The 14,533-nt window shown below is 71.1% G+C and carries 12 protein-coding genes; 8 read left to right on the top strand and 4 right to left on the bottom strand.

The window, feature by feature from the left end; genetic code table 11:
- Window positions 1–39: 39 nt before the first annotated feature.
- On the bottom strand, window positions 40–1,677 hold the full coding sequence (locus ACZ6YG_RS37165; protein ID WP_261809016.1) for a glycosyltransferase family 4 protein: 1,638 nt from the start codon (window positions 1,675–1,677) through the stop codon (window positions 40–42).
- Between the two features lie 103 nt (window positions 1,678–1,780).
- Here ACZ6YG_RS37165 and wecB point away from each other — a divergent pair, with 103 nt between their 5' ends.
- The 3 genes from wecB (at window position 1,781) to ACZ6YG_RS37180 (ending at window position 5,483) form a co-directional block, all read left to right on the top strand.
- On the top strand, window positions 1,781–2,911 hold the full coding sequence (gene wecB / locus ACZ6YG_RS37170) for a non-hydrolyzing UDP-N-acetylglucosamine 2-epimerase (protein ID WP_466020557.1): 1,131 nt from the start codon (window positions 1,781–1,783) through the stop codon (window positions 2,909–2,911).
- A 65-nt stretch (window positions 2,912–2,976) separates the two neighbouring features.
- Window positions 2,977–5,013 (top strand): glycosyltransferase family protein, encoded by a 2,037-nt coding sequence (locus tag ACZ6YG_RS37175; RefSeq protein ID WP_466020558.1) that lies wholly within the window; start codon window positions 2,977–2,979, stop codon window positions 5,011–5,013.
- A gap of 59 nt (window positions 5,014–5,072) precedes the next feature.
- The gene (locus tag ACZ6YG_RS37180) at window positions 5,073–5,483 is read left to right on the top strand and encodes a DUF302 domain-containing protein (RefSeq protein WP_271278360.1); all 411 of its coding nucleotides are present in this window, start codon (window positions 5,073–5,075) and stop codon (window positions 5,481–5,483) included.
- Between the two features lie 22 nt (window positions 5,484–5,505).
- Here ACZ6YG_RS37180 and ACZ6YG_RS37185 read toward each other — a convergent pair whose 3' ends face one another.
- A complete protein-coding gene (locus tag ACZ6YG_RS37185; protein ID WP_219545478.1) occupies window positions 5,506–6,153 on the bottom strand; it encodes a hypothetical protein in 648 nt (215 codons plus the stop codon).
- Between the two features lie 294 nt (window positions 6,154–6,447).
- Between ACZ6YG_RS37185 and ACZ6YG_RS37190 the strand changes: the two genes are divergently transcribed.
- The 5 genes from ACZ6YG_RS37190 to ACZ6YG_RS37210 all read left to right on the top strand — a co-directional run bounded on the left by ACZ6YG_RS37190 (window position 6,448) and on the right by ACZ6YG_RS37210 (window position 11,812).
- The gene (locus ACZ6YG_RS37190) at window positions 6,448–8,169 is read left to right on the top strand and encodes an NAD(P)-binding protein (RefSeq protein ID WP_345482733.1); all 1,722 of its coding nucleotides are present in this window, start codon (window positions 6,448–6,450) and stop codon (window positions 8,167–8,169) included.
- Window positions 8,170–8,396: 227 nt separating this feature from the next.
- Window positions 8,397–10,499 (top strand): sensor histidine kinase, encoded by a 2,103-nt coding sequence (locus tag ACZ6YG_RS37195; protein WP_466020559.1) that lies wholly within the window; start codon window positions 8,397–8,399, stop codon window positions 10,497–10,499.
- Window positions 10,496–10,900, top strand: a complete 405-nt coding sequence (locus tag ACZ6YG_RS37200; protein WP_148036208.1) for a roadblock/LC7 domain-containing protein — start codon at window positions 10,496–10,498, stop codon at window positions 10,898–10,900. Before ACZ6YG_RS37195 ends, ACZ6YG_RS37200 begins: the two co-directional genes overlap by 4 nt.
- Window positions 10,897–11,259, top strand: coding sequence for a DUF742 domain-containing protein (locus ACZ6YG_RS37205; RefSeq protein ID WP_148036207.1), 363 nt, complete (start codon window positions 10,897–10,899; stop codon window positions 11,257–11,259). Before ACZ6YG_RS37200 ends, ACZ6YG_RS37205 begins: the two co-directional genes overlap by 4 nt.
- Window positions 11,240–11,812: a GTP-binding protein gene (locus ACZ6YG_RS37210; protein ID WP_148036206.1), complete on the top strand. Its 573-nt coding sequence runs from the start codon at window positions 11,240–11,242 to the stop codon at window positions 11,810–11,812. The genes ACZ6YG_RS37205 and ACZ6YG_RS37210 overlap by 20 nt, the downstream gene beginning before the upstream one ends.
- On the opposite strand, the gene ACZ6YG_RS37215 is transcribed toward ACZ6YG_RS37210, so the two are convergent.
- Window positions 11,809–12,195: a DUF742 domain-containing protein gene (locus ACZ6YG_RS37215; RefSeq protein ID WP_148036205.1), complete on the bottom strand. Its 387-nt coding sequence runs from the start codon at window positions 12,193–12,195 to the stop codon at window positions 11,809–11,811. The two genes, ACZ6YG_RS37210 and ACZ6YG_RS37215, sit on opposite strands and share 4 nt — an antisense overlap.
- Window positions 12,192–14,471 carry a sensor histidine kinase gene (locus ACZ6YG_RS37220; protein ID WP_466020560.1) on the bottom strand — a complete coding sequence of 760 codons (2,280 nt, stop codon included), beginning with the start codon at window positions 14,469–14,471 and terminating at the stop codon, window positions 12,192–12,194. The genes ACZ6YG_RS37215 and ACZ6YG_RS37220 overlap by 4 nt, the downstream gene beginning before the upstream one ends.
- Between the last annotated feature and the right edge of the window lie 62 nt (window positions 14,472–14,533).

The following is a 14,533-nucleotide window of genomic DNA, read 5'->3' on the forward strand; positions in this document are numbered from 1 at the left end:
TGCGACGGAACCGATCAGAACAGACAGCCCAAGAGAAGGTCATCTTTCCGCAAGGCTCCTGTACAGGGCTTGATAAGTCTCGGCAACGCGGCTCCACGTGCGCTTCGCGGCCACTTCCGCACGGCCCGCCTCGCCCATCTCGGCCCGCTTGGCGGGATCGTCGGCGAGCGCGCCCAGCGCCTTGGCGAACTCGCCCGGGTCGCCGGCGGGCACGAGCATGCCCGCGCCGTCGCTGCCGACCAGCTCCGACAGCGCCGGCAGGTCGCTCAGCACGACCGGCTTGCCCAGCGCCATCGCCTCGACCGGCTTGAGCGGCGTGACGAGCCTGGTCACCCGCAGGTCCTCGCGCGGGCAGACGAAGATGTCGATGGCGTCCTGCGCCTGCAGGGCCTCCTCCGGCCCCACCCGGCCGGGCAGGATCGCGTCGGACAGCCCCAGCTCGGTCACGAGCTCCAGCAGGTTCTCGCGCTCGGCGCCGTCGCCGACGATGAGCACCCGCACCGGGTTGCCCTGGTCACGCAGGAGCGCCGCGGCCCGCAGCAGGGTGGCGAAGCCCTCGTACGCCACGATGCTGGAGACCGAGCCGACCACGATCTCGCGATCCTCGATGCCCATCTCGCGGCGGAACGAGGCCCCGTCGTACTGGGCGGTGAGCAGCGAGTCGTCGACCGCGTTGGGCGCCAGGTGGATCCTCTCGCGGGGGACGCCGCGCTCGACGATCTCCGTGGCCATGGTCTCGGCCAGCGTGACGACCGCGTCGGCCTCCCGCATCAGGAACGCCTCGCGCTCGCGCTGGAGCACGTGGCGCTGGCTGCCCACCCGTTTGGGGTCGCGCGAGGCCCAGGTCTCCTCCAGGAACCCGCGTACCTCGTACACGAACGGGGTGCCCGTGCGGTCGCGCACGGCGTGCGCGACCGAGCCGTTGCGGTGGTCGGTGGCGGCGTGCAGCACCTGCGGGCGGAGCTGGGTGACGAGCTTGGTGACCGCGTCGGCGCCCTTGATCATGCGGCCGCGCATCTCGAACGGCACCTCGCCGCGCCCGTCGGGCAGCATCCGGTAGTAGGGGACGCCGTCCAGCTCCTCGTACGGCGCCGCGTCCGCGTGGCCCTGGAGCATGGGGAAGCCCCAGCTGGTGACCACGTGCGGGTCGAGCCCCGCGGCCTTCTGGGAGGTGACGATGCGGTGGGTCCTGACCGTGTAGCCGGCCTGGGTGTACGGGAGCGAGTTCGTGATCAGGTGGACCACGCGCCCGGCGACCCGCTCCAGGATGGCCACCTTGGGGCCCGGCGGGATCGGGTCGGGGCTGATCGCCTCCAGCTCGCCGCGGTAGTAGGCGGCCCTGCGCTTGACGAACGGGTATTTGGTGAAGGGTTCGAGCACCTCGGCGGCCATGCTGACGCGCCCGGAGTCCCAGTGTTCCTTGGCTTCGTCCCACGGCGCCCTGATCATGCGCATGCCCAGCTTGCGGACGACGCGGCGGGCGCGGCGCGCGGCGGGCCAGGCCACCTTGCCGATGACCGGTCGCAGGCGCGGCGGCATCGCGTCGGCGGCCGCCTGGGCGGCCCGGACCGGGTCGGCCCTGACCTTGGTCACGACCACGCGGGAGACGATGATCGGATGCTGGATGAAGCCCTTCAGAAGCCCACCGACGCCGGCACGGGCGGACTTCGCGGACACCCCAGCGGAACTTTTCGAGGAGTCTTGAGGACTGGCGTCGGATGCCACGCGGTGACCGTACCATAGGCAGCGTTTTTTCCCTTCCGCTATGAAAGGCGAGGTCATGGGGGACAACGTCCTGGTGCTGCACGTTCTGGGAGCCCGGCCCAACTTCGTGAAGGCGGCCCCGGTGGTGCGCGCGCTCGGCGAACTCGGCGTGCGGCAGGGCATCATCCACACCGGCCAGCACTACGACGCGCTGATGTCGGACGTGTTCTTCGCGGACCTCGGCCTGCCCGACCCGGTGGCGAACCTGGGGGTGGGCTCCGGCAGCCACGCCAGGCAGACGGCGGCCCTGCTCGTCGGCCTGGAGGACACCTTCCAGGAGCACGACCCGGACCTGGTCGTCGTCTACGGCGACGTGAACTCGACGCTGGCCGCGATCCTCGTCTGCGCCAAGCTCGACATCAAGACCGCGCACGTGGAGGCCGGGCTGCGCTCGTTCGACCGGTCCATGCCGGAGGAGGTCAACCGGGTCGTCACCGACTCGCTGTCCGACCTGCTCTTCGCCACCTCGCCCGACGCGCTCTCCCACTTGGCGGCCGAGGGCGTGCCCGCCTCCAAGGTGCACCTGGTGGGCAACCCGATGATCGACAGCCTGTTCTCCGCGCTGCCGTCGCTCGACCCGGCCCCGGTGGTGGAGCGGCTGGGCCTGCCTGAGCGGTACGCGGTCGCGACGCTGCACCGCCCGGCCAACGTGGACACCCCGGAGGCGGCGCGCGAGCTGGTCTCGGCGGTGCTCGACGTGGCCCGCCAGATCCCGCTCGTGGTGCCGATCCACCCGCGTGGCCGCACCCGCCTGGCCGAGGCCGGGCTGGTCGACGGCCCCTCGGTGCGCGTGGTCGACCCGCTGGGCTATGTGGACTTCCTCTCACTCGTCCGGGGCGCCGCGCTGGTCGTCACCGACTCCGGGGGCGTGCAGGAGGAGACCACCATGCTGGGCGTGCCCTGCCTGACCGTGCGGCCCAACACCGAGCGCCCGGTCACGATCACCCACGGCACGAACCGGCTGGTCACGCCCGCCCTGCTGCCCGCGGCGGCGGAGAAGGCGCTGGCCGACGGGGCGGTCACGCCCTCCGGTGAGCTGCCCCCGCTGTGGGACGGCGCCGCCGGGCCGCGCATCGCCCGGGTGATCTCCGCGTGGCTGAAGGGGGACAACCTCTCCCCCGCCGCCCAGGGGGCGCGTTCCGAGTAACCCCACTTTTCGTACGGATCTCGCCGTACTATGACATACCCCGCACCAGCGTTAGGCGATGCCCCATGGCCGAAACCCCTGAAGAGCCCACGTTCCAGCGCCTCGGACCGGTGAACTGGCTGCCGGAGGAGCGCAAGGTCGTCGAGCGCCACGAGGCGGAGATCAGGGAGCTGCGCCGCAGGCTGGAGATCGCGGAGGCCAAGGCCGCCTACGCCGCCTGGAAGCTGGAGGCCACCCAGGCCAAGCGGACCTTCAAGCTGGGCGAGGCCATCGGGTCCAGGAGCCCCGGCAAGATGCTGGAGGCCGTCAGGTCCAGGGACCGCGCGCCGAAGGCGCCGATGCCGGTCAACGAGGCCATCGAGCTCGCGAACCACAGGGCGCCCGAGGTCAAGGTGCCGGCGGTCAAGTGGCCGGCGGGGCCGGTGAACCGTCCCGACCTGAAGGTGGCGGTCATCCTGGACGACTTCTCCAGGATGGCCTTCCGCTACGAGTGGGACCAGATCGAGTTCGGGCTCAAGGACTGGCCGGAGATCTTCGCGGCGAAGCGGCCGGACCTGCTGTTCTGCGAGTCGGCCTGGCACGGCAACCAGGGCCGCTGGCGCTACCAGATGACCGGCACCAACGCGCCCAAGGAGCCGCTGCGTGACCTGGTCTCCTGGTGCAGGGCGGCGGGCATCCCGACGGTCTTCTGGAACAAGGAGGACCCGCCGAACTTCGACTTCTTCATCGACACGGCCAAGCTGTTCGACTACGTGTTCACCTGCGACGGTGACATGTTGCCGAAATATCGCGAAATTCTGGGCCACGACCGGGTGGACGTGCTCCAGTTCGCCGCCCAGCCGCGCGTGCACAACCCGGTCCAGCAGCGGGAGGGCCGGCTGCACGACGTGGTCTTCGCCGGCATGTACTTCCGCGACAAGCACCCCGAGCGCCGCGAGCAGATGGAGACCGTGCTCGACCCGGTGCGCGAGCTGGGCCTGCACATCTTCGCCCGCAACGGCGAGGTGGACGAGAAGTACGCCTGGCCGGAGAAGTACCGCCCGCACATCGTGGGGGAGCTGCCCTACGACCAGATGCTCGCCGCGTACCGGATGTACAAGGTCTTCCTGAACGTCAACTCGGTGCTCGAATCGCCGACCATGTGCGCCCGCCGCGTGTTCGAGCTGTCGGCCTGTGCCACCCCGGTGGTGTCGGGCTGGTCGCGGGCCGTCGAGGAGACGTTCGGCGACCTGATCCCGATCGCCCGCGAGCCGATCGAGTCGTACAACCAGGTGCTGCACCTGATCAACAGCCCTGAGCTGCGCGCCCGGCAGGGGCATCTGGCGATGCGCGAGGTGTTCGACAAGCACCTGTTCACCCACCGCGTGGACCAGATACTCCAGCTGCTCGGCCGCCCGGCGACGCCGCGGTCGCGGTCGATCTCGGTGGTGCTGCCGACCAACCGCGCCGCCCAGATCGAGCACGCGATCTCGTCGGTGGCCAAGCAGATCCACCGGCCGGTGCAGCTGATCATGGTGCTGCACGGCCTGGACATCGACCCGGTCGTGGTGGCCGACAAGGCTCGCATGGCGGGCATCACGGACGTGACCGTGCTCCCGGCCGACCCAGGGCTGTCGCTGGGCGCCTGCATGAACCTGGGCATCGACGCCGCCGAGGGCGAGCTGATCGCCAAGATGGACGACGACAACCTCTACGGCGAGCACTACCTGTCGGACCTGCAGCGCGCCTTCGACTACACCGAGGCGGAGCTGGTCGGCAAGGGCGCCCACTACTCGTTCTTCGAGGGCTCCAACACCACCATGCTGCGCCTGCCGGGCCTGGAGCACCGCTACTCGTTCCTGGTGCAAGGCGGGACGTTCCTCGGCAAGGCGGACATGTTCCGCACCTACCGCTTCCCCGACCTGACCCGGGGCGAGGACACCCACCTGGTCCGCCGCCTCAAGGAGGACGGGGTCAAGATCTACTCGGCGGACCGGTTCAACTTCGTCTACTGGCGCAGCGCCGACTCGGCGATGCACACCTGGCAGGCCGACCACATCAAGCTGACCAGGAACGCCCAGTTCTCCTTCGTCGGCCGTCCTGATGACCACGTGCTGATCTGACGGCGTGTTGCGGGCGCCGTGCCGTGCACCCGGCAGGGAGCCGTGCCTATGGTGGCGCGATGAGGGACGATTGCGGCCTGGTGACGATCAGCGGTCACGAGGCGTTCGACAAGACGGTCGACGACGTGTGCGCGGCGGTGACCGCGGCCGGCTACCACGTGTTCGCGCGGGTGGACCACACGGAGAACGCGGTGCGGGCCGGCAGGGAGCTGCCCCCGACCACGCTGGTGCTCTTCGGCGAGCCCACCGTCGGCACCGACCTGATCGCGGAACGCCGCACCGCGGCCATCGACCTGCCGTCCAAGATCCTCGTCTGGCAGGACGGGGACGCCGTGCGGCTGACGTACAACACCGCCGACTGGCTGGTGCGCCGCCACGGCGTGGAGCGGGAGGGCGCCGCCGCCGCGCGGACCCTGGAGGAGGCGACCGAGCAGATCTGCCGGCGGACGGCGGCCTCCGCGCGCGCGTAGGCGGCGGCTGGGTCTCCGCGGCTCAGACGGCGGCCCGCGAGAGGTTCTGGTCGGCGAGCTTGCCGAGCTCCATCAGGCCGGCTCGTTTCACCTCGCGGCCGACGACCATGAGGCTCATGACGAGGGTGCCGCGCCTGATCGTGACCGTGCCGATCTGGGCCTGCCGGTCGCCGCCCGACGCGGTGGTGAGGTAGGCGCGCGACTCGTCGCCCTGCTTCGGCATCTTCAGGTCGCGGGTGCGGTAGACCACGTCGATGCCGCGCACGTGGGCGTGGTACGCGTCGCACTCGCTGGGCAGCGGGCCGGGGAACACCCCGGCGGGCAGCGAGACCACGGCCTGGGTGATCGACCCCTTCGGCGAGGCGAACCCGACGACGGCGGCCGGGGCCTTGGCGACCTCCGGCTGGGCCACGTCGAGCAGGGCCGCGCCCGCGCACTCGGGGTGGTCCAGCTTGGCCTGGCGGACCGACTCCAGGCCCTGTCTGGTGGACCGGAGCGTGCTGTAGGTGCCGACCTCCGGGCCGTACGCGACCTGCATGCCCTTGGGCGCCGGCAGCAGCGCGGCGCGGAGCTTGGCCGCCTCGGCGGGCTTCGGGGCGGACGCGGGCGGCGGGGTGGACGCGGCGGGCGCCGCGGCCTTCTCCGAAGAGCAGCCCGCTATGACCGTCATGCTTAGAAATGCGGCGGAAAATGCCTTAAGCATGAGTTCTCCATTTCACTTCAACGGCATCGGGTAGACGCTAAAGGAAACGCGCGCCGCGCGAACCGGCAACGGCGCTATCCACCGGATTCAACGCATTCGACAAGACCGCCCAACCCACCTTCTAGCAGCGACTACGGCCCGCGCTCGGCGAATCGGACGGCATTTACCCAACGGCATTCACCGTCACATGTAGCGCAAAGACTCAGCCACCCGCAGCGCGGCGCCATTGGCCTTTTCCGGCGAGTCCCGATGATCGGCCCCATGGGGGACATCGGCCGTTCGGCGGCGGGACGCGAACTGGGCATGGGGCGCGCCATCTCGCGCCGCGACTTCTTCGACGGGGTGGCCGTGACGGCGGGCGCCGCGGCCCTGGGCGCCTCGGGAGGAGCCGGAACGGCCTATGCCGCCTCGTCGGCCCCGGCGGCGCCGGCGTTCCGCGGCAACACCTCCCAGGCGCTCGGCGTGCTCCACGCGCTGCGCGACGGCCGGTTCTGGCAGCAGGCGGACCCGCCCGTGCCGACGGGGGAGGCCTACGACCTGGTGGTGGTGGGGGCCGGGCTGAGCGGGGTGAGCGCCGCCCACGAGTGGCTGCGCCGCCATCCCGGGGCGCGCGTGCTGATCCTGGACAACCACGACACGATCGGCGGCCACGCCCAGCGTCCCGGCTCGGGTTCGGTGGCGGCGCCCGTGACCTGGACGCCGGAGTTCCGCGAGCTGCTCGACCGGCTGGGCGTCGTGGCCGCCCCGTGCCAGGAGTGCGGCGCCGACGACAGCGTGATGTGCGACCGCGAGACGTTCCCCGTCGAGACGCTGGTGTCCACCGGCGCGAGCGCCGCCGGGTGGATCGGCCGCCTGCCCGTCGCCGACGCCGCCAGGCAGGACCTGATCCGCCTGCACACCGACCCGCCCGACCCGTTCCCCGGGCTCGGGCCGGAGGCCAAGCAGGAGCGCCTGGCCGACCTCACCTACTCCCGCTACCTGCTGGACTCGCTGCGGGTGCACCCGGACGCCGAGCGGTTCCACCGGACCCTGCCCAGCGCCTCCTGGGGGTACGACACGCGTGTCCTGGGCGCGGTGGACGCCTGGGGGCTCGGCTACCCGGGGTTCGGCGGGCTCGGGCTGGACGAGGGCAAGCCGTCGCGGTTCAGCGCGCCCACGATCGCCAAGGAGTGGGGCGTGACCGGCCGGGTGGCGCACCTGCCCGGCGGGGTGCACGGGCTCGTCCGGGCGATGCTGGACGCGATGGGCGGCAGGGCCAGGTTCCGGCTGTCGAGCCCCGTCGTGTCCGTGCGCAACGACGGCCCGCCCGAGACCGCGACCACCGCCACCGTCGGCTACTTCGACGGCCACGAGGTCAGGTCCGTCGGCGCCGGGGCGGTGATCCTCGCCTGCTGGCACTCCGTCGTCCCGTACCTCGTCCCCGACCTGCCCGGCGCGCAGCGCACGGCGCTGCGCGCGGCGGTGAAGACGCCGCTGGTGGAGGCCGTGGTGCGGCTGCGCAGCGCGGACGCCTGGCGGCGGCTCGGCGTCTCACGCACCCGCTGGACCGGCGCGTACTGGTGCATGAGCGAGCTGACCCACCACTCCGGCGACGGCGTCACGGCGCGGCTGGTGGCCGCGCCCTCCCGTTCGGAGCTGGGTCCCGCCGAGGGGGCGGCCGCCGGGCGGCAGGCGCTGCTGCGCACCCCGTACGCGATGCTGGAGTTCGGGGCGCGCGACCAGCTCGCGCGGCTGCTCGGCGCCGGCGGGTTCGATCCGGGCAGGGACGTCGAGGCGGTGGCGGTCTACCGGTGGGGTCATGGGTACTCGCCCGAATACTGCCGTCCGTGGCACGGGTTCCATCCCGACGGGCCGTCGCCGGCCGAGGCGGCGCGCAGGCGGTTCGGCCGGATCGGGCTGGCCGGATCGGACGCGGCTCCCTCTGCCAGGGCGGACGCCGCCGTCACCGCCGCTCATCGGGCCGTCGGGGAGCTCTCAGGGTGAGACGGAGCGGTAATACCCTCGTGTCCTACTCGGTACCTTCCTGGGGTCCGCTTCGGTAATCGCAGAAAACATCCCTGTTCCTCCCACTGCGGCGGATGCTTAATCGGTGCTAGTCTCCTGTGCGATCTTCCGGAGGTGTATTTACACAGAGGTTGTGGAAATGCCCTCGACTCCGAGGTTGGGACATGGGCTCGCAAAACCGGTCAATTCGGTTCAAGATCTTTATATTGCTGCTGTTACCCCTCCTGTCCTTGAGCGCGCTCTGGGGCTTCGTGCTCAACCTCACTGTGAGCGACGGATGGTCGTTGCTGCGCGGCGACTCCCTTCACCAGACGGTCGGCGTCACCTCCACTGAGCTGGGCGTCGAGCTCCAGGCCGAGCGGGAGCGCTCACTTCTCAAGCTCACGGACGGTGAGCCCAGCGCCGAGCTCGGCGAGCAGCGCGCCCGCACCGACACCGCGGTCGACGCCTTCCGCGAAGCCGTCATACGGGCCGAGGACGACCTCACCGACGACATGCGCGCGCCGCTCAACACCGTGCAGGCCGAGCTGTCGCGGCTGCACGCCATCCGCTCGGGCATCGACGGCGGCTTCAGCACCAGGATGCTCGGACTCAACGAGTACAACCGGCTGCTCGACGCCATGTTCCGGTTCTACGACCACCTCGCCCCCGCCCCCGAGCTGACCATCTACCAGCAGGTCACCGCGCTGCAGACGATGAGCAACGCGCACGAGTTCCTGCTCAGGGAGCACGCCCTCGTCCGGGCCGCCCAGCTCGACGGCCGGCTGATCGAGCCCGAGGCGGCCGCCTTCACCGAGTACGCCTCTTCCAGGAAGTTCCTGCACGCGCGCGGCCTCGCGGGTCTCGACGTCGAGCTGCGCCAGCCGTACGAGGAGCTCTTCAAGAGCCAGACGTTCCTGACCTTCGCCACCATGGAGGCCCGGGTCATCAGGTCCGGCGCGCCGCCGCCCGACGGCGGGAGCTGGAACGACAACACCGGCAAGGTGATCACCGAGCTGGAGAGGATCAACGGCCTGGCGGCCGAGGAGCTGGGCGGCAGGGCCGCCGGCGCGGTCACCGCCACCAGGGTCCAGATCGGCGTCGCCGGCGGCGTCGGCCTGGTCGCCGTGCTGGCCTCGATCATCATCTCGGTGCGTTTCGGCCGCCGGCTCGGCGCCGAGCTGGCCGGGCTGCGCTCGGCCGCCGTCGAGCTGTCCGAGCAGCGGCTGCCCGACCTGGTCAGGCGGCTCAGCAGGGGCGAGGAGGTCGACGTCGCCCAGGCGGCCAGACCGATCCAGGTCAGCGGCTCGGCCGAGATCAGCGACGTGGCCGGCGCGTTCGGCGCCGTCCAGGCCACCGCGGTGCGCGCCGCCGTCGGCCAGGCCGCGCTGCGCCGCGGGCTCGGCCAGGTCTTCCTCAACCTGGCCCGGCGTAAGCAGGGCCTGCTGCACCGCCAGCTTTCGGTGCTCGACGGCATGCAGCGGCGCACCCACGACCCGGACCAGCTGGAAGAGCTCTTCCGGCTGGACCACCTGACCACCCGCATGCGGCGGCACGCGGAGAGCCTGATCATCCTCTCGGGCTCCGCCCCCGGACGGGCCTGGCGCAAGCCGGTGCCGGTGATCGACGTCGTCCGGGCGGCCATCGCCGAGGTGGAGGACTACACCCGGGTCGACGTGGCCGGCATGCACGGCAGCGCGGTGGACGGCTCGGCCGCGGCCGACCTCACCCACCTGATCGCCGAGCTGGTGGAGAACGCCACGATCTACTCACCGCCCGACACCACGGTCCACGTCCGCGGCGACCGGGTCAGCAACGGCTACTCGGTCGAGGTGGAGGATCGCGGGCTCGGGCTGCAGCCGGAGGAGTACGACGCCTACAACCGCGTCCTGACGGAACCTCCGGAGTTCGACCTGGCCGACAGCGACAGGCTCGGCCTGTTCGTGGTCGCCAAGCTGGCCCAGCGGCACGCCATCAAGGTGCTGCTGAGGCGATCACCGTTCGGCGGCACCACCGCCATCGTGTTCGTGCCGGACAGGCTCGTCACCGACCAGCAGGAACTGCCCCCCGCCAAGAACGACGGGCTGCCCTCGCTGCCGGGCCGGACCAGGAAGAAGGCCCTGGCGGTGGTCAGCGGCACGCACGCGGGCTTGCCAAGGCGGGTCCGGCAGGCCACATTGTCATCCCGGCTCAAGGACGGCCAGCCGCCCGAGCCGGAGCCCGAGCGGAAGAACGAACGCTCTCCCGACGAGGTACGCGACCTGTTCTCCGCGTTCCAGCGGGGAACCCAGCGCGCCCGAGAAGAAGCTGATGAGGAGGGGGAGGCATGAGTGTGCCGACGACCAACACCGGTGAGCTGAACTGGCTCCTTGACGACCTGACGACCAGGGTGGGCGCGGTCAGGCAAGCGGTCATCCTGTCGACCGACGGCCTGGCCGTCGGTTACTCCAAGGGTCTGACCCGCGAGGACGCCGAGCATCTGTCCGCCGTGGCCGCCGGTTTCCAGAGCCTGGCCCGGGGCACCGGCCGCCATTTCGGCGGCGGTGACGTACGCCAGACCATCGTGGAGATGGAGTCCGCGTTCCTGTTCGTGACGGCGGCGGGCCAGGGCACGTGCCTCGCGGTGCTCGCCGACGCCAACGTCGACGTGGGCCACATCGCCTACGAGATGGCGATGCTGGTCAAGCGGGTGGGCCAGCACATCACGACCAACCCGCGAGCCATGCCATGAGCGATACCCCGCAGTGGTTGGACGAGGACGCGGGGCCGATCGTGCGGCCCTACGCCCTCATCCGAGGTCGTACGAGGTCGTCGGGGGACAATCTCGACCTCGTCGCGACCGTCCGCGCCGTGGGGGAAGCTCCGGGCAGCCTCTCCCCCGAGCAGTCGCTCATTCTCCGGGCGGCTCGCAACCCGATCTCGGTGGCCGACGTGGCCGTCGAGCTCGATCTGCCTGTCGGCGTCGTCCGGGTGCTGCTGGGCGACCTGCGTGACCAAGGCCTCATCTCGGTGTCGGCCCCCTCAGCGGCGGGATCGCGCCCGAGTGAGGGCATTCTCAAGGAAGTGATCAATGGACTCCGTGCTCTCTGAGGACCCCGTCGCGCTCAAGATCCTCATTGCCGGGGGCTTCGGCGTGGGCAAGACCACCCTGGTGGGGTCGATCAGTGAGATCAGGCCGCTGCGCACGGAAGAGGTGCTGTCCGACCGCGGGGTCGGCGTCGACGACCTCGACGGCGTCGAGGCCAAGACCACCACGACCGTGGCGATGGACTTCGGCCGCATCACGATCCGCGAGGGCCTGGTCGTCTACCTGTTCGGCACCCCCGGCCAGGAGCGGTTCTGGTTCATGTGGGACGAGCTGTCCTACGGCGCGCTGGGCGCGGTCGTGATCGCCGACACCCGGCGGCTGACCGACTGCTTCCCCTCCGTCGACTACTTCGAGCAGCGCGGCACGCCGTTCGTGGTGGCCGTCAACTGCTTCGACGACGCCGAGCAGCACAGCGTGGAGGACGTGCGCATCGCGCTCGACCTGGACCCGGACGTGCCCGTGATGCTGTGCGACGTGCGGCGGCGCAACTCGGCCAAGGAAGTCATGATCACCCTTGTCGAGCACTCGCTGCGCACGCTGACCACGACAGGTTAGAGCGCGCGCAGCCCGTTGATCACTTCACGCAGGAGGCTCTCCGTAGGCGTCGCGGCCTTCGACCGCGGCGCCTTCACCACGACCAGGCCGTAGTCGATCAGGTCGCCGATCAGCACCCTGACCACCGCCACCGGCAGGTCGAGCTCCCCCGCGATCTCGGCGACCGGCCTGGCGTGCTGGACCACGCAGTTCAGCAGCCGCCGGTGCTGGGCGCCCAGCTCCGCGTTCGCCGGAGCCGGCTGCCCGGTGAGCGACACGGTGGCCAGCATGTCGAGCACGGTGGACAGCGCCTTGGCCGCGGGCCTGGTGCGTCCGCGGGTCACCGCGTACGGGCGCACGACCGGCCCGGCCTCCTCGTCGACCCACTCACGCTCGCGACTCACGATGGCGTCCCCCCGTCCTGGTCACTGTCCTGACGTCCGCGCTGCCAGCCCGACTGGAGAGACGAGAGCAGGGCCCTGGTCTCCTCGGGCGAGCGCTCCTGCGCCGGCTCCCGCGGCTCCTCCGCGACCGGCGCGCTCTGCTGCTTGAGCCGCTCCGGCAGGTTGGCCTGGCGGACCCGGCGGGGCAGCCCTGATCCCCCCGACGACTCGGCGTTGCGCTTGGCGGTACGGACCCGGCGTGGCAGCTCGCTCGGCCCCGGGCCCGCGGGAGGCCGGTTGTCCTGCGGAGCGCTCTGCGTCTCCGTGCCCTCCCTGCTCTCTCTGCTCTCCCTGCCTACCACCGACACCGTGACGGACTCCAGCTCGGGCGGCTCCGGCGTCCGGATCGACGGCATCTGCTGGACCAGTTGCACGGGCACCAGCACGATCGCCGTGGTCCCCCCGTACGGCGAGGGCTTGAGCGTGACGCTCACCCCGTGCCTGGCCGCCAGCATGCCGACCACCGCGAAGCCGAGCTGCTCGGTCCGCGCAGGGTCGAACTCGGGCGGGCTGGCCAGCCGCCGGTTGACGGCCTCCCTGGCCTCGTCCGTCATGCCGAGCCCGCGGTCCTCGACCTCGACCGCGAAGCCCTTGCCGACCAGCTCGCCGCGGACCGACACCTCACTGCCTGGCGCGGAGAAGGTGGCCGCGTTCTCGATCAGCTCGGCGAACAGGTGCATGAGGTCGGCCACCGCCTCACCCGGGATGCCGCACTCCGGCATCGGGTAGACGCGCACCCGGGTGTACTCCTCGACCTGGCCCGCGGCCCCGTTCAGCATGTCCTCGACGCCGATGACGCCGCGCCAGCGCCGGCCGGCCGCGCCGCCGGACAGCAGCACCAGGCCCTCGGCGTGCCGGCGCATGCGGGTCGTCAGATGGTCGAGCTTGAACAGGCTCTCCAGCGCCTCCGGCTCCTCGGTCTGCCGCTGCATCTCGTCCAGCAGCTTGAGCTGGCGCTGGACCAGCGACTGGCTGCGCCTGGCCAGGTTGCGCAGCGCCTCGGCCACGCCCTCGCGCAGCCGGGCCTGCTCCAGCGCGGCGTCGACCGCGGTGTGCCGGACGCTGTCGAACGAGGCCGCCAGGTCGGTCACCTCGCTGGTGGCGCCCGCCTCCACCTCGATCGGCGGCACCTCGGCGGCCTGGTCCACCGGCTCGCCGCGGCGCAGCTTGGCGACCACGCCGGGCAGGCGCACCTCGGCCAGCTCCTGCGCGGAGCCGCGCAGCGCCGCCAGCTCGCGGGAGAGCCGCCGGCCGACCCGTACGGAGACGACGACGGAGAAGACGACCGCGATGAGCCCGAGCGCGCCCGCGACGGCGGCGCGCACGATGATGACCATGCCGGCGGGCTCCATCCGGGCCAGCAGGATGTCACCGGCCGTGTAGAGGCCCTGGGTGTACTCCTCCAGCACCGGCTCGACCTGGCCCCGCCACACCTGCAGGTCCACCGGCTGGCCGGAGACGTACGAGTGCAGCAGCCGCTCCATGGAGCCGTAGTTCCCGGTGGCGGCCATCCTCTCCAGCGGGGCCCGCATCTCGGGGTCCAGGTTGGCCATGACCTTGGGGAAGAGGTACGTGCGCGCGCCGTCGATGCCGGCCAGCAGGTGGATCTCGGCCATCGTCCACCCGTCGCCGCCGGGGACGGCGTTGCCGGCGACGATCAGGGCGTGCTCGCGGCTGAGGAGCTCGCGCACCTGCGCGGCCATGATCAGGGCCTGCGACTGCCGGGACAGCTCGACGTCGGTGCTGACGGTGAAGGCCGCGTACAGGCGGTCGATGGCGTCCGGGATGGTGGCGTACTCGGTGATCAGGGCGTGCGGGGTCAGCGTCCGGCTGTCGACCTTGCTCCTGATCTCCGTCAGCCGGTCGACGGCCTTGAAGACGTCGGCGAGCTGCGTCTTCATGTCGTCGTCGAGCGCCGCCTGGGTGTCCTCGGACAGCGCGCCGTCGGTCAGGTTCTTCCTGACCCGGTCCACCGTGGCACGGGCGTCGGCCAGCTTCTTGGCGTTGACGGGAGCGCCGGACAGCAGCTCGGCGGAGGCCAGGCGCTCGGCCTGGAGGTTGACCACGAGGAAGTCGGCGTGATCGATGATCCCGGTCCAGAAGGTCTCGACCTTGAGGAGGTTCAGCGCCTCCCTCGACGTCGTGCTCGCGGCGAATCCCCAGAGCGCGACCAGGGAGACCAGCGGGATGACGAGCAGCGTCGAGATCTTGAATCGGATGGATCTGCCCGATGCCATGACACCTGCTCCCGGTTAGAAGATCGCGGGAGAGAATAGCACTCATCGAGGCCGAGATAAGA

This window comes from Nonomuraea sp. NPDC054003 (assembly GCF_055585125.1).

What these genes read in the sequence shown, in the direction of transcription:
- wecB (WP_466020557.1), top strand. Translation starts at nt 1,781, where the DNA reads ATGGGGGACAACGTCCTGGTGCTGCACGTTCTGGGAGCCCGGCCCAAC.
- ACZ6YG_RS37175 (WP_466020558.1), top strand. Translation starts at nt 2,977, where the DNA reads ATGGCCGAAACCCCTGAAGAGCCCACGTTCCAGCGCCTCGGACCGGTG.
- ACZ6YG_RS37180 (WP_271278360.1), top strand. Translation starts at nt 5,073, where the DNA reads ATGAGGGACGATTGCGGCCTGGTGACGATCAGCGGTCACGAGGCGTTC.
- ACZ6YG_RS37185 (WP_219545478.1), bottom strand. Translation starts at nt 6,153, where the DNA reads ATGACGGTCATAGCGGGCTGCTCTTCGGAGAAGGCCGCGGCGCCCGCC.
- ACZ6YG_RS37190 (WP_345482733.1), top strand. Translation starts at nt 6,448, where the DNA reads ATGGGGGACATCGGCCGTTCGGCGGCGGGACGCGAACTGGGCATGGGG.
- ACZ6YG_RS37200 (WP_148036208.1), top strand. Translation starts at nt 10,496, where the DNA reads ATGAGTGTGCCGACGACCAACACCGGTGAGCTGAACTGGCTCCTTGAC.
- ACZ6YG_RS37205 (WP_148036207.1), top strand. Translation starts at nt 10,897, where the DNA reads ATGAGCGATACCCCGCAGTGGTTGGACGAGGACGCGGGGCCGATCGTG.
- ACZ6YG_RS37210 (WP_148036206.1), top strand. Translation starts at nt 11,240, where the DNA reads ATGGACTCCGTGCTCTCTGAGGACCCCGTCGCGCTCAAGATCCTCATT.
- ACZ6YG_RS37220 (WP_466020560.1), bottom strand. Translation starts at nt 14,471, where the DNA reads ATGGCATCGGGCAGATCCATCCGATTCAAGATCTCGACGCTGCTCGTC.